Here is a 14,006-nt window from a genome sequence, read left to right on the forward strand (position 1 = left end):
GGGGGCGCGCGCCGGCCGGGGGCGCCCGGCCGGCGCCGCCCGCGCGGGCGGGGTCACCGGAGCGGACCGGGTCCGGGTGCGTCCGTGGTGGGGCGGTGTGAGGGTGGCGGTTGTGACGCTCACCGATGAGTCCGTGCCGCAGGCCGCCGCTCCGCCGGTGCTGGACCGGCGGCGGCGCAACATCGTCTTCGTCACGGTGACGCTGGGCGTGCTGCTGGCGGCGCTGGACCAGACCATCGTGGGGACGGCGCTGCCGACGATCGTCTCGGAGCTGGGCGGGGCCTCGCACATGTCGTGGGTGGTCACCTCGTACCTGCTGGCCGAGACGGTGGCCACCGTACTGGTCGGCAAGTTCGGCGACCTGTTCGGCCGCAAGGTGGTCTTCCAGATCTCGGCGGTCGTCTTCATCACCGGCTCGTTCCTGTGCGGCCTCGCCACCGACATGCTGCTGCTGATCACCTGGCGCGCGGTGCAGGGCGTCGGCGCGGGCGGGCTGATGGTGACGGCGATGGCGCTGATCGCCGACGTCATCCCCCTGCGGGAACGCGGCAAGTACCAGGGCGCGATGGGCGCGGTCTTCGGCGTCTCCACGGTGGTCGGCCCGCTGCTCGGCGGTCTCTTCACGGACCATCTGACCTGGCGGTGGGCGTTCTACGTCAATGTCCCGATCGCCGTCGTCGTGGTGATCGCCGCCGCCCGGACGATCCCGGCGGTACGCGCGGCCCACAAGCCGAGGATCGACTACCTGGGGATCGCGCTCGTCGCGGTGGGCGCGAGCGCCCTGATCCTGGCGACGGCCTGGGGCGGTAACGAGTACGCCTGGGGCTCCCCGGTGATCATCGGTCTCTTCGCGGGCGGCCTGGTGGCACTGGCGCTCTTCTGCCTCGCGGAGACCAGGGCGCGGGAGCCGATGCTGCCGATGCGGCTCTTCCGCAACCCGGTCTTCAGCGTCTGCGCGGTGCTCAGTTTCATCGTCGGTTTCTCGATGCTGGGCGCGCTGACCTTCCTGCCGACCTATCTCCAGTACGTCGACGGGGACTCGGCGACCTTCTCGGGGGTGCGTACCCTGCCGATGGTGGTGGCGCTGCTGGCGGCGTCCGTGGTGAGCGGCACCGTGGTGGGCCGGACCGGGCGGTACCGGATCTTCCCCCTGGCGGGGTCGCTGGTGATGGCGCTCGGGCTGTTCCTGCTGTCCCGGATGGACGCGGGCACCAGCGAGTGGCTGGAGTCGCTGTACATGGTGGTGCTCGGCGCCGGCATCGGTCTGTCGATGCAGGTGCTGACGATCGTCGTGCAGAACACCGTGGACTACGCGGACCTGGGCACCGCCACCTCCGGTGTGACCTTCTTCCGGACCCTGGGGAGCGCCTTCGGCACCGCGGTCTTCGGCACCATCTACGCCTCGGCGCTCGGCCCCAACCTCGACGAGGGGGTGCGTTCGGCGGCCGCGGCGGGCGGGGTGGACCCGGCGGCGCTGGCGCAGGCGGCGCAGAGTCCGCAGGGGGTGCACGGGCTGCCCGGGACGGCGCGCGGCCCGGTGGTGGAGGCGTACGCGCAGACCCTGCACACGGTGTTCCTGTGGACGGTGCCGGTGGCGCTGCTGGGATTCCTGGTGGCGCTGTTCCTGAAGGAGGTCCGGCTGCGGGACAGCGCGCGGCACGGCTCGACCGACATGGGCGAGGGGTTCGCGACACCGGGCACGGGCGACTCCGAGCGGCTGCTGGAGTGGGAGGTGGCCAACGTGCTGCGGTCGGCGGACTCCCGTACGGCGCGGCGGATCGTGGCGGAGTCGGACACCAGGCTGGACGCTGCCGGGGCGTGGGCGGTGATGCAGGTGGAGCTGTTCACCCGGCTGGTGGGACACGCCGGGCTCGGCCTGATCGCGGCCCGCCGCCAGATGCCGCCGGAGGTGCTGCTGCCGGTCTTCGACCGGATGGTGGACGAGGGCTATCTGCTGCGCACCGGCTCCCTGCTGACCCACACCCGTGCCGGGGCACGGGAGGCCACGGTCATCACCGAGGCGTGGGCGCGCTGGCTGCGTACCCGGCTGGACGAGGACCGGGGCGTGCCGGCCGACCGGGATCTGCGCCGCGCGGTGGACGCGATCACCAAGCGGCTGCTGGCGGAGGATCTGGCGCTGGGGCTGACGGAGCAGCGGGGGCCGGTGGGGTCGACGTCGGCCAAGGCGGTGCTCTGACTCCGGGGGCGGCGGCCCGGGGCGTCCGTGCGCACGGGCGGTGTCCCGACGACCGGTTCACACCACCGGGGCGGACGCGGCCGTCCGCCCCGTGGCCGGTGAGGCCGAGGCGCGCCCCGAGGGTCGGAGCCGGTGCACGTGGCACGGTCCCGGTCAGCCCGGCCGGTGCTTCCCCGACCTCCCCTCGCGCCGCCCTTCCGGCCGGGAACGCGCCCGGCCCGCACACCGGGTGCGGGCCGGGCGGGAGGCTGAGGCCGCTGCTGGGGCCCGTCACCTCGTCACGGGTAGAAGTGCGTCAGCGACTCGGCGACGCAGACCGGCTTGTCGCCGCCTTCGCGTGCGAAGGTGAAGGCGCGCGTCATCCGGACGCCGCCGCGCTTGACGGGGTCGACCGAAGCCACCCGGGCGTGCAGGCGGACGCGGCTGCCGACGGGGACGGGCGCGGGGAAGCGGACCTTGTTGACGCCGTAGTTGAGCGCCATGCCGATCCCGCTGACCTGGAGCAGTTCGGCGAACATCGGGATGCCCCAGCTCAGTACCAGGTAGCCGTGGGCGATGGTGCGCCCGTACGGGCCGTCGGCGGCGCGGGCGGTGTCGGTGTGGATCCACTGGTGGTCGCCGGAGACCGCGGCGAAGGTGTCGACGGTCTCCTGGCTCACCTCCCACCAGCGGGAGTGGCCGAGGTCCTGGCCGGCGAGGGCGGTGATCTCCTCGATGCCGTGGGCGGTGCGGGGCACGGGTGGCGCCTTTCTGCGAGCGGGATGGTCCGGGTCAGGCCGTGGCGACGGCGGGGGCGGCGGCGCGGGCCACCTCGTCGTCCTTCTCGTAGTTGCGGCGCTTGAGCAGCAGGAGCATGCAGCCGAGGGTGAGCGCGACCTGGAAGACGGCGTAGGCGATGACGGCGGTGATGGAGCCGGTCTGGTTGAGGAGGAACTGGCCGACGATCGGGGTGGTGCCGCCGAGCAGGGTGCCGCAGAGCTGGTAGCAGAGCGAGATGCCGGTGTACCGCAGGTGGGCGGGGAAGCGGCTGGCGAGCATACCGGCGAGGGCGGCGTAGTAGAGGCAGTGCGGGATGGTGGCGACGGCGACGCCGAGCATGGCCAGGCCGTAGCTCTCGGTGCTGATGAGGACGAACATCAGCGGCATCAGCACCAGTTCGGGCACCAGCATGAAGGTGACCGCCCGGGACCAGCTGCGCATCCGGGTGGCGAGGACGGCGCCGAAGGGCTGGGCGATGATCTGGGTGATGTTGGCGACCAGGATGATGGTGAGGAAGGAGCTGCGGTCGAAGCTCAGCTCGGTGGTGGCCCAGGAGAGGGCGAAGGTCGACTTGAAGTAGGTGGCGGAGAGCCCGATGGTGCAGGCGCCGATGCCGAGGACGATCAGCATGGGATGGCTGCGCAGCACCTCGGAGAGCGGCACCTTGGCGGTCTCGCGCTTCTCGATGACGCGGGCCATCGCGGGCGACTCGGTGACCTTGAGCCGGACGAAGAGGCCGACGACGACCAGCAGCGCGGAGGCGAGGAAGGGCACCCGCCAGCCCCAGGCGACGAAGGCGTCGTCGGGGAGCTGGCTGATGGCGAGGAAGCTGAGGGTGGAGAGGGTGTTGCCGACCGGGGAGCCCTGCTGGGCGAAGGCGCCGTAGAGGATCGACTTGCCCTTGGGGGCGTGCTCGGAGGCGATCAGCACGGAGCCGCCCCACTCGCCACCGAGGCCTATGCCCTGGATCATGCGGATGCAGACCAGCAGGATGGGCGCGGCGACGCCGATGCTGGCGTAGCTGGGCAGCAGGCCGATCGCGGTGGTCGAGACGCCCATCAGGAGCAGGGTGATGACCAGGGTGGTCTTGCGGCCGAGCTTGTCGCCGAAGTGGCCGAAGACGATGCCGCCGAGCGGACGCGCGAGGAAGCCGACCCAGAAGGTGGCGAAGGCGACGAGAGTGCCGAGGGCGCCTTCGAGTTCGGGGAAGAACACCTTGTCGAAGACGAGAGCGGCGGCGGTTCCGTAGATGTAGAAGTCGAACCACTCGATGGTGGAGCCGATGAAGGCTCCGATTCCCGCGCGGCGGGCGGTTTTGCTCCGCGCCTGGTCGGCGGTGGTGCTCATGACGGCTCCCATGGGCGGCGTTGATCGCGGAAGGTGGGGTGGGGGCGGGCCTGCGGTGGGCCGCGTACGCGGAGTGGTGGGGGCGTCCCGCCCCGGTGCCTCCGGTGTGATGGCCGCTACGGTGCCAGGCGGCACCGAGAGCGGTCCAATACCAAATAGCTGATGCAGTGAGACGGTCCCGGTATCACCGGGACCGTCTCCCGCCGGGCCGGAGCCGGCCGGTCAGGCCCGGGCGAAGACCGCGGCGAGTCCCTGCCCGCCGCCGACGCACATGGTCTCCAGCCCCCAGCGGGCCTCGCGGCGGCGCATCTCGTGGGCGAGGGTGGCGAGGATCCGGGCGCCGGTGGCGCCGACGGGGTGGCCGAGCGAGATGCCGGAGCCGTTGACGTTGATCCGCTCGTGGTCGCCCTCGGTGAGCCCCATCAGCCGGGTGCAGGCGAGGGTCTGGGCGGCGAACGCCTCGTTCAGCTCGATCAGGTCCAGGTCGGCGAGGGTGAGCCCGGCCTTTTGAAGGGCGGTGGCGGTGGCGGCGACGGGGCCGAGCCCCATCGTCTCGGCGGGCACGCCCGTGCGGGCGAAGGAGACCAGGTGGACGAGGGGGGTGAGGCCGAGCCGTTCGGCGGTGGCCCGGCTGGTGACCAGACAGGCCGCGGCGGCGTCGTTCTGGCCGCTGGCGTTGCCCGCGGTGACGGTCGCCTCGGGGTCGGTGGCGCGCAGGATCGGCCTGAGCGCCGCGAGCTGCTCGGCGGTGGTGTCGGGCCGGGGGTGCTCGTCGGTGTCGACCAGGGTCTCGCCCTTGCGGGTGCGGACCGGTACGGGCACCGTCTCGTCGGCGAAGCGCCCGGCCGCGAGGGCGTCGGCGGCGCGGCGCTGGGAGCTGAGGGCCAGCGCGTCCTGGTCCTCGCGGGTCACGGCGTAGGCGCGGCGCAGGTTCTCGGCGGTCTCGATCATGCCGCCGGGTATCGGGTGGTGGACGCCGCCCGCCTCGGTACGGCCCCGGGCGAGCGAGTCGTGGAGCTGGAGTCCGGGGCCTCGGATGCCCCAGCGGCCCTCGTGCGTGTAGTAGGGGGCGGCGCTCATCACGTCGACGCCGCCGGCGATCACCACCTCGCTGAAGCCACCGCCGATCTGGAGGGCGGCGTCGATGACGGCCTGGAGTCCGGAGCCGCAGCGCCGGTCGATCTGCACGCCCGTCACCCGGTCGGGCAGCCCCGCGTCGAGGGCGGCGACGCGGCCGATGGCGGGGGCGTCACTGGTCGGGTAGGCGTGACCGAGGACCACCTCGTCGATCCGCTCGGGGTCGACGCCGCTGCGCTCGACGACGGCCGAGACGACGTGCGCGGCGAGCGCGGCGGGGCGCTGCCCGGCGAGCGCCCCGCCGAACCGGCCGATGGGGGTGCGCAGGGGCGAGCAGACGACGATGTCCCCGGCGGACGGGGAGGGGGACGGGGCTGCGGACATGGGGCGGGGCCTCCTGAGTACGTCACGGGTGCGCGGGCCGCCCTCGTACGGTTCAGGGCGGCCCGCGTCGACCCTCGCACCGGCGGGCCCGCGACTTCCAATACTCAGTTCCTCGCCGACTGAGACGGCGAGCGTCTCAATCGGCGGCGCCGGGCGGTGTCGGCAACGCCTGCTCGGCGACGGCGAGGACGCTGCGCAGGGCGGCCGAGGGGTTGTCGGCCCGCCAGGCGAGCGCCGCGTGCAGGCGGACCGGTTCGGCGTCCAGGGGGCGGTAGACGAGGCCGGTGGACTGGATGTGCTGGACCGAGGTCAGGGTGAGGGTGACGCCCACGCCGGCGGCGACCAGGGCGAGGATCGTGTGCGAGTCCGGGGCCTCCTGGACGACGCGCGGGGTGAATCCGGCCCCCTCGCAGGCGCGGACCATGGCGTCGCGGAGGCTGGAGCCGGCGTTGGCCGGGAAGCTGACGAAGGGCTGGTCGGCGAGGTCGGTGAGGGCGATGCGCTCGCGGGCGGCCAGCGGATGGTCGCCGGGCAGGGCGCAGATCAGCTCCTCCTCGCCGATGACCCGGGTGCGCACGCCGGGCCGGGAGGCGGGCAGGCGGACGAAGCCGAGGTCCAGGCTGCCCTCCGCGACGCGGGCCAGCGCGGTGTCGGCGTAGGTCTGGCCGGTGAGGACCAGCTCGATGCCGGGGTGGGCGGCGCGGACGGCGCCGGTGAGCAGGGGCAGCGCCTCGTGGCTGGAGGCCCCGGCGAAGCCCACGGTGACCCGGCCGTACTCGCCGCGCCCGGCCGCCTTGACGGCGCGGACGGCGAGGTCGAGGTCGTCCAGGACGGTGCGGACCGGGCCGAGGAAGGACTCGCCCGCGCTGGTCAGGCGGACCGAGCGGGTGTTGCGCTCGAAGAGCTGGGCGCCCAGCTCCTTCTCCAGCTGGCGGATCTGCTGGCTCAGCGGCGGCTGCGCCATCTGGAGCCGCTTGGCGGCGCGTCCGAAGTGCAGCTCCTCGGCGACGGCCACGAAGGCGGTGAGATAGCGCAGTTCCACGGTGTTCCTCAGGGGATTGTTCAGCTGGGCGTCTTGATGTGACCTTAATTCGGTATTGGACGGCAATCAATAGTCGCTGGCACCGTGAGACCCGGCCGCCGTGCGGGTGTTCGCGGACACCCGAGGGCGCCGCCCTTTCGATCCGTACGCGCCGAGGAGTCGCCTGCCGTGGAACCATCCGTGGCCCCGCCGGACAAGACCATGTCGATGAGGGACGCCGTGGCGGCGTTCGTGCACGACGGCGACACGGTCTGCCTGGAGGGCTTCACCCACCTCATCCCCACGGCCGCCGGGCACGAGATCATCCGACAGCGCCGCCGCGACCTGACGGTGGTACGGATGACCGCCGACATCGTGGTCGACCAGATGCTGGCGGGCGGCTGCGTCAAGCGGCTGGTCTCGTCGTTCGTCGGCAACTCCTCCGCCGGGTCCCTCGGCGAGCTGCGCCGCCGGGTGGAGCGCGCCGACCCCGAGCCGCTGGAGTTCGAGGAGTACAGCCACCACGGCATGGTCTGCCGCTACCAGGCGGGCGCCCAGCGCCTCCCCTTCCTCCCGCTGCGCAGCTACGCCGGCAGCGACCTGCCCCGGATCAACCCGGCGCTGCGCAAGGTCACCTCGCCCTACCCCGGCCCGGACGGCGAGCCGGAGCAGATCTACGTGGTCCCCCCCGTCAACCCGGACGTCACCTTCATCCACGCCCAGCGCGCCGACCGGCTCGGCAACACCCAGATCTGGGGGCTGACCGGCGTCCAGGCGGAGGCGGTGTACGCGGCGAAGCGGGCCGTGGTGGTGGTCGAGGAGATCGTCGCCGACGAGGTGGTCCGTGCCGATCCCAACCGCACCGCGGTACCCGCGCACGCGGTGGACGCGGTGGTGCACTGCCCGCGCGGCGCCCACCCCTCCTTCGCGCAGGGTTACTACGACCGGGACAACGCCTTCTACCGCTCGTGGTCCCACATCAGCAAGGATCCCGAACGGCTGCGCGCCTGGCTGGACGAGTGGGTGTACGGCACCCGCGACCACGCCGAGTACGCGGCCAGGCTCGCCGGCCACTTCCGCGACCACCTCGCCGTGGGCGAGGCGCTGAGCGGGCAGGTCGACTACGGGCGGCGGTTGTGAGCCCCGCTCCCGGCCCGGCCCGCGCCCCCGCTCCCGCACCCGCGACCGAAGGAGTCCCGCCGATGACCACCGCTTTCCCGCCCGCCGCCGTCTCCTCCGACGCCGCCCCGACGGCCGCCGGGGCGACCTCCTCCGAGCTGCTCGCGGTGGTCGCCTCCCGCGCGCTGGCCGGGCGCCGCACCGTCTTCGCCGGGATCGGACTGCCGACCCTGGCCGCCTCCCTCGCCCATCTGACCGTGGCCCCCGGTCTGGAGATCGTCTACGAGTCCGGGGTGTGCGGCGCGCACCCCGACCAGTTGCCGGAGACCATCGCCGACGCGGTGCTCATCACCGGCGCCGAGGCGGTGCTGCCGATGGCGACGCTGTTCGGCGCGGTCCTCCAGGGCGGCCACATCGACGTCGGCTTCCTCGGCGCCGCCCAGATCGACCGGTGGGGGAACCTCAACTCCTCGGTGATCGGCGAGTGGGAACGCCCGCAGGTGCGGCTGCCGGGTGCCGGCGGCGCGATGGAGGTGATGGCCAACGCGCGGGAGATCTTCGTGGTGATGCGCCGTCACACGCCCCGCTCGTTCACCGCCGAGCTGGACTTCTGCACCTCGCCGGGGCCCGACCGGGCACTCGCCGACGGCATCCGGCCGCTGGGTTCGGGCGTCACCCGGGTCGTCACCGACCTGGGACTGCTGGAGCGGTCCGGCGTCGGCGAGGAACTGCGGCTGACCGCCGTCCACCCCGGGGTCACCGTCGAGCGGGTGCGGGAAGCGACCGGCTGGGAGCTGGCCGTCGCCGAGGAGGTCGCGGTGATCGAGCCGCCGTCCGCCGCCGAACTGCGGCTGCTGCGCGAGGACGTCGACCCGGGGCGGGTCTATCTCCGCTGAGTCGTCCCCCGCCGCCGCTCCCTTGCCCTCCCCACCCCTCCGCCTCACCCCCTACCGAGGAGCATCCCCGTCATGCGCATCAGAGTCGTCGGCGCCGGAGTCATGGGCCGGGGCATCGCCCAGTGGGCGGTGACCGCCGGGCACACCGTGGAACTGGGCGACACCCGCCGGGAGTCGGTGGAGGAGGCGGTCGGCTTCGTCCGCGGGATGCTCGACCGGGCCGCCGAGAAGGGCCGGCTGGGCCGCGCCGAGGCGGACGGCGCGGCCGCACGGCTCGTACCGCTGGACGCGCCGGACGTGCCCGGCGAGGAGGTGGAACTGGTGATCGAGGCGGTGCTGGAGGACCTGGCCGTCAAGACGGAGCTGTTCCGCCGCCTGGAGGAGGTGCTGCCGCCGGCCGCCGTCCTCGCCACCAACACCTCCTCGCTCCCGGTCACCCTGATCGCCGCCGGGCTGCGGCAGCCGGAGCGGCTCATCGGACTGCACTTCTTCAACCCGGTGCCGCTGATGAAGGTGGCCGAGGTGATCCCCGGCGCCCGGACCCGGCCAGGGCTCGCCGAGTGGCTGGCCGGTACGGTCCGGGCGAGCGGGCACGCCGCCGTCACCGTCGCCGACACCCCGGGCTTCCTGGTCAACCACGCCGGCCGCGGCCTGGTCACCGAGGCCCTGGCACTGCTGGAGGAGCGGGTCGCCCCCGTCGAGGCGGTGGACCGGATCGCGCGCGACGTGCTGGGTCTCAGGATGGGCCCGTTCGAGCTGATGGACCTGACCGGTCTCGACGTCACCGCGAAGGTCGTCGACACCATCTGGGAGGGGTTCCGGTACTCCGAGCGGCTGCGCCCCTCCTTCCTCACCCCCAACCGGGTCGCCGCCGGGCTGCACGGCCGCAAGACCGGCGAGGGCTTCTACCGGTACGGGCCCGAGGCGCCCGAGCCCGCGCCGGAACCGCCGGTCACCGGTGACGCCCGGCGTGCCGTGCGGATCACGGGGACGGGGCCCGACGCCCGGGCCCTGCGCGCGGCGCTCACCGCGGACGGGGCCGAGGTGCTGCCCGAGGGAGGCGACGCGCCGGACGCCCTGGTGCTGGTCCCCGTGTGGGGCACCGGCGTCGCCCGGGCCGTGGCCGAGCTGGGGCTGCCGCGCGGGCGGAGCTTCGGCCTCGACCCGCTCTCGGTGGACCGGCCGCGCCGCGTACTGTCGGTGACCCCGGCCGCCGACCCGGTGGCGGCCCGTGACGCCCGGGCGGTACTGGCGGCGGGCGGGCACACCGTCACGGCGGTGCGCGACACGGCCGGTTCGGTGGCGCAGCGGCTGCTCTCCTCGATCGTCTCGGTGGCCGCCTCCGTCGCCGAACGCGGACTGGCCCGGCCCGCCGACATCGACACCGCCGTCACCGCCGGACTCGGCTACCCGCACGGCCCGCTCGCCTGGGGCGACCGGGTCGGCGCGGACCGGCTGCTGGAGCTCCAGTCGGCGCTGCTCGACGCCACCGGTGACCCGCGCCACCGGCCGACCCGCTGGGTGGCCGACCGCGCACGGCTGGGCCTGGCCCTCACCGATCCGGGCACCGGTCCCCAGACGGCGTACGGCTGACCCGCCGGACGTGACCCGCCCCCGCACCCACCCGTCCGTCCGGCACACCGGGCGTGCCGACGCGCTGAAGGAGAACACACCGTGCTGACAAGGGATTTCGGCCTCACCGAGACCCAGCGCGACTTCCGGTCCCTGGCCGCGGAGTTCGTCGACAAGGAGATCGTGCCGCACGTGCGCGACTGGGACCGGGCGGAGCGTGTCGACCCGGCCGTCGTCAAGCGCCTGGGCGAGCTGGGCATCCTCGGCCTGACGCTGCCCGAGGAGTTCGGCGGCGTCGAGGCGGACATGCTCTCCTACACACTGGTCACCGAGGAACTGGGGCGCGGCGACTCCTCGGTGCGCGGCATCGTCTCGGTCTCGCTCGGGCTGGTGTCGAAGACGATCGCCACGCACGGCACCGACGAGCAGAAGGCCGAGTGGCTTCCCCGGCTGGCGGCGGGCGAGGCACTGGGCTGTTTCGCGCTGACCGAGCCAGGGACCGGGTCGGACGCGGGATCGGTGTCGACGCGCGCGGTCCGCGACGGCGGTGACTGGCTCATCGACGGCGCCAAGATCTTCATCACCAACGGCACCGTCGCCGACGTGGCGCTGGTCTTCGCCCGGACCGGTGGGAAGGGCCTGACCGCCTTCCTGGTGCCCACCGACGCCCCCGGTTTCACCGCCACCGAGATCCACGGCAAGCTCGGGCTGCGCGGCCAGGCGACCGCCGAGCTGACCCTCGAGGGCGTCCGCGTCCCCGACTCGGCCCGGCTCGGCGAGGAGGGCCGGGGCCTCGGCATCGCGCTCGGCACCCTCTCGCGCGGCCGCGTCTCGGTAGCCGCCGGCGCCGTCGGCCTCGCCCAGGGCGCCGTCGACGCGGCCGTCCGGTACGCCACGGAGCGCACCCAGTTCGGCAAGCCGATCGCCTCGTTCCAACTGGTCCAGGAACTGCTGGCCGACTCCGAGGTGGACGTGCGCACGGCGCGGCTGCTGACCCACCAGGTGGCGCGGATGGCGGACGCCGGGGCGAGCCCGAAGGAGTACGCGACGGACGCCTCGGTGGCCAAGTACCACGCGAGCGAGGCCGCCGTACGGGTCAGCAACAACTGCCTCCAGGTCTTCGGCGGCTACGGCTACATCGACGAGTACCCGGTCGGCAAGTACCTCCGCGACGCCCGCGTCCTCACCCTCTACGAGGGCACCAGCCAGGTGCAGAAGCTGATCATCGGCCGCGCCCTGACCGGCGTGGACGCGATGAACTGAGACACCCGGCTCGTCCGGCCGGGCGTCCGCATCCCGGACAGGGGGTGCGGACGCCCGGCCTCGTCGTGGACGGCCCGGCCCGCGCCTCGGCCGGAGAGGCTCACCCGCCGTCCGCCTCCACCTCTCCGAACTGGGCTTTCACTCCTGCGTCGACCGCGCGGCACGGCTGACCGGACCCCGCACACCCTCGCGCGTCTCACCGCGCCTCTCGCCATACGAGACGCATTCCCCTGATCGCCCTCGCCGTCCTTACAGTGGCGCACATGTTCGGACCCGCACGCCGTCTGGCGCTCGCCCTCTTCGCGGCCACGCCGTGGAGCGTGGACGACGCGCTCTGTCGCAGCTGACCCCTCCGCGCCCGCTCCCCACGAGGGCATGGCGCGCACTGTGCCGTCCGGCCTCCCCGCCTCTTCCCGGAGTACCGCTGTGACCACCGCTCCCCCCGCCGGGGCACCGCCCCGCGCCGCCCTGATCACCCCCTCCCCCACCTCGGTGCCCGCCCCCGAGGCGGGCCCCGCCCCTGCCGTACGCCGGGGCCCGCTGACCGTCGCCGCCGGGATCGGCGTGCTGCTCTGCGCGTACGTCTTCGTGCGGCACGGCGCCAAGCCCGGTGTGCTGCTCCTGCTGGGCACCGGCCTCGGGTACGCCCTGTTCCACTCCCGCTTCGGCTTCACGTCGGCCTGGCGGCAACTGGTCGCCGTCGGCAACGGGACCGGGCTGCGCGCCCACACCCTGCTGCTCGGCACCACCGCCACCCTCTTCGCGCTGGTCCTCGGGACGGGGGCGGGTCTGTTCGGCTCCACCCCGGCGCCCAGCGCGGGCTCGCTCGGTGTCGGGCTGCTGATCGGGGCGTTCGTCTTCGCCATCGGGATGCAGCTCGGCGGTGCCTGCGCCTCGGGCACGCTCTTCGCGGTCGGCTCGGGGCAGTCCTCGATCGTGCTGACCCTGTTCGGCTTCATCACCGGGTCGACGCTGGCCGCTTGGCAGTTCGGCCTGTGGAGCGACCTGCCCGCGCTCGACCCGGTCCTCCTCTCCGACCACGTGGGCCGGTTCGGCTCCTGGGCGGTGACCGTACTGGCGCTGGCCGCCGTCTGGTGGATCGCCCGCGCCGTGCAGGCCCGCCGCAACCCGCCGCCGGTGAGCGCGCCGCCCTCGGCGCGCGGCACGTGGGCCCGCGTGGTGCGCGGCTCGTGGCCCCTGGCCGCGGGCGCGGTGGCGCTCGCGGTGCTCGGCGCCGCCGTCCTGCTCGTCTCCGGCGGCGCCTGGGGCATCACCAGCGCCTTCGCCCTGTGGGGCTCGAAGGTCGTCGGCTTCCTCGGCGGCTCCCCGGAGAGCTGGGCCTTCTGGCAGCAGCCGGGCAGCGCCGCACAGCTCGCCGGCCCCGTGCTCGCGGACAAGAACAGCCTCACCGACATCGGCATCATGGTCGGCGCGGCCCTCGCCTCGGCGGCCGGCGGCGTCTGGACCCTGCACCGGGGCATCCCCGCGAGGACAGCCGTGGCCGCCGTGCTCGGCGGCGTGCTGATGGGCGTCGGCGCCCGGCTGGCGGGCGGCTGCAACATCGGCGCCTACCTCGCGGGCATCGCCTCGGGCTCCCTGCACGGCTGGCTCTGGGGTGCCGTCGCCCTCGCCGGCACCTGGGCGGGCCTCAGGCTGCGCCCCTTCTTCGGCCTCGGCAACCCGAAGCCGAGCGACAGCGTGTGCTGACGGCCCCCGTCTCCGGCCCACGGCGCCCTTGGCCCGCTCAGCGGGACGGGGGCGCCGTCGCGCCCGCCTGATCTCCGCCGTGCGGCAGCGCCAGGCCGAGCGGGGTCGGGCGTACGCCACCGAGCGGCCGGTCCGGCGCAGGGTGACCAGGCCGCTCCGGCGCAGCGCGGTGAGGTGGGCGGAGACCGTGGCGGGGCTCAGGCCGCGGACCCGGGCCGGCCCGGAAGTGGTGGCGGGTTCCTCCAGCGCGGCCGGCAGCAGGGCGCGGCCGCGTCCCAGCAGCCCGGCGAGGGCGTGCGGCGCGTCCGGCCGGCCACGCCACAGGTCGCCGACGCCGCGCGCCGGGTACACGACAGTGGGCTGCCACGGCGGGTCGGTGACCACGGTGAGCGCCGGCCACGGGCGCTGTGCCGGGCCCCGCGCGCCGCACGCCCGTTCGGGCGCCCGCAGCCTCCTCCATCGCCCGTTTCCCCCAACACCCGTGCGCCTTAAGGTGTTTCGCAAGCGTGAGCTACGCGCGTACCATCGCGGACCACAGTCGCGGCAGGCGTCCAGGGCGGGGGCGGAGGGTACGGGAAGCGCTGGGCGCGCCGGGCCCGGACGAGCCACGGGGACAGGCGGCCACGCCGGAGGCCAGGGCGGTGCTTGACCGGGCACCGCACGC

Annotated in this window: 10 protein-coding genes; 6 read left to right on the plus strand and 4 right to left on the minus strand. The window is 74.1% G+C overall.

Annotated elements, in window-relative coordinates:
- Positions 1 to 112: 112 nt before the first annotated feature.
- Positions 113 to 2,197: an MDR family MFS transporter gene (locus tag Sdia_RS20455; protein ID WP_189499889.1), complete on the plus strand. Its 2,085-nt coding sequence runs from the start codon at positions 113 to 115 to the stop codon at positions 2,195 to 2,197.
- Between the two features lie 278 nt (positions 2,198 to 2,475).
- Here Sdia_RS20455 and Sdia_RS20460 read toward each other — a convergent pair whose 3' ends face one another.
- The 4 genes from Sdia_RS20460 to Sdia_RS20475 all read right to left on the minus strand — a co-directional run bounded on the left by Sdia_RS20460 (position 2,476) and on the right by Sdia_RS20475 (position 6,806).
- The gene (locus tag Sdia_RS20460) at positions 2,476 to 2,934 is read right to left on the minus strand and encodes a MaoC family dehydratase (protein WP_100453730.1); all 459 of its coding nucleotides are present in this window, start codon (positions 2,932 to 2,934) and stop codon (positions 2,476 to 2,478) included.
- Positions 2,935 to 2,968: 34 nt separating this feature from the next.
- Positions 2,969 to 4,303 (minus strand): MFS transporter, encoded by a 1,335-nt coding sequence (locus Sdia_RS20465; protein WP_100453729.1) that lies wholly within the window; start codon positions 4,301 to 4,303, stop codon positions 2,969 to 2,971.
- Between the two features lie 222 nt (positions 4,304 to 4,525).
- Positions 4,526 to 5,764, minus strand: coding sequence for an acetyl-CoA C-acetyltransferase (locus tag Sdia_RS20470; protein ID WP_115069295.1), 1,239 nt, complete (start codon positions 5,762 to 5,764; stop codon positions 4,526 to 4,528).
- A 136-nt stretch (positions 5,765 to 5,900) separates the two neighbouring features.
- Entirely contained in the window at positions 5,901 to 6,806 is a 906-nt protein-coding gene (locus Sdia_RS20475) for a LysR family transcriptional regulator (RefSeq protein WP_100453727.1), read from the minus strand.
- A gap of 201 nt (positions 6,807 to 7,007) precedes the next feature.
- Here Sdia_RS20475 and Sdia_RS20480 point away from each other — a divergent pair, with 201 nt between their 5' ends.
- The 5 genes from Sdia_RS20480 (at position 7,008) to Sdia_RS20500 (ending at position 13,342) form a co-directional block, all read left to right on the plus strand.
- A complete protein-coding gene (locus Sdia_RS20480) occupies positions 7,008 to 7,925 on the plus strand; it encodes a CoA transferase subunit A (RefSeq protein WP_100454368.1) in 918 nt (305 codons plus the stop codon).
- A gap of 62 nt (positions 7,926 to 7,987) precedes the next feature.
- Positions 7,988 to 8,800 (plus strand): CoA-transferase subunit beta, encoded by an 813-nt coding sequence (locus Sdia_RS20485; protein WP_100453726.1) that lies wholly within the window; start codon positions 7,988 to 7,990, stop codon positions 8,798 to 8,800.
- Between the two features lie 72 nt (positions 8,801 to 8,872).
- A complete protein-coding gene (locus Sdia_RS20490) occupies positions 8,873 to 10,393 on the plus strand; it encodes a 3-hydroxyacyl-CoA dehydrogenase NAD-binding domain-containing protein (protein ID WP_124287865.1) in 1,521 nt (506 codons plus the stop codon).
- Between the two features lie 81 nt (positions 10,394 to 10,474).
- Positions 10,475 to 11,635, plus strand: a complete 1,161-nt coding sequence (locus tag Sdia_RS20495; RefSeq protein ID WP_124287866.1) for an acyl-CoA dehydrogenase family protein — start codon at positions 10,475 to 10,477, stop codon at positions 11,633 to 11,635.
- Between the two features lie 426 nt (positions 11,636 to 12,061).
- Positions 12,062 to 13,342, plus strand: a complete 1,281-nt coding sequence (locus tag Sdia_RS20500; RefSeq protein WP_189499888.1) for a YeeE/YedE family protein — start codon at positions 12,062 to 12,064, stop codon at positions 13,340 to 13,342.
- Positions 13,343 to 14,006 lie beyond the last annotated feature (664 nt).

This window comes from Streptomyces diastaticus subsp. diastaticus, from assembly GCF_011170125.1.
Taxonomy (GTDB): Bacteria; Actinomycetota; Actinomycetes; order Streptomycetales; family Streptomycetaceae; genus Streptomyces; species Streptomyces diastaticus.